We start from the raw sequence: 716 nt of genomic DNA on the forward strand, positions 1-716 counted from the left end.
CCACGGCAGATAGGGACCGAACTGTCTCACGACGTTCTAAACCCAGCTCGCGTACCACTTTAAATGGCGAACAGCCATACCCTTGGGACCGGCTTCAGCCCCAGGATGTGATGAGCCGACATCGAGGTGCCAAACACCGCCGTCGATATGAACTCTTGGGCGGTATCAGCCTGTTATCCCCGGAGTACCTTTTATCCGTTGAGCGATGGCCCTTCCATACAGAACCACCGGATCACTAAGACCTACTTTCGTACCTGCTCGACGTGTTTGTCTCGCAGTCAAGCGCGCTTTTGCCTTTATACTCTACGACCGATTTCCGACCGGTCTGAGCGCACCTTCGTACTCCTCCGTTACTCTTTGGGAGGAGACCGCCCCAGTCAAACTACCCACCATACACTGTCCTCGATCCGGATAACGGACCTGAGTTAGAACCTCAAAGTTGCCAGGGTGGTATTTCAAGGATGGCTCCATGAGAACTGGCGTCCCCACTTCAAAGCCTCCCACCTATCCTACACAAGCAAATTCAAAGTCCAGTGCAAAGCTATAGTAAAGGTTCACGGGGTCTTTCCGTCTAGCCGCGGATACACTGCATCTTCACAGCGATTTCAATTTCACTGAGTCTCGGGTGGAGACAGCGCCGCCATCGTTACGCCATTCGTGCAGGTCGGAACTTACCCGACAAGGAATTTCGCTACCTTAGGACCGTTATAGTTACG

General features: G+C 53.1%; 1 rRNA gene. It reads right to left on the reverse strand.

The annotated features are described in order from the left end of the window. Positions 1–716 (reverse strand): 23S ribosomal RNA (locus tag ACGLHT_RS30025); the annotation flags it as partial.

Source organism: Pseudomonas sp. PsB (assembly GCF_043658375.1).
Taxonomy (GTDB): Bacteria; Pseudomonadota; Gammaproteobacteria; order Pseudomonadales; family Pseudomonadaceae; genus Aquipseudomonas; species Aquipseudomonas putida_Z.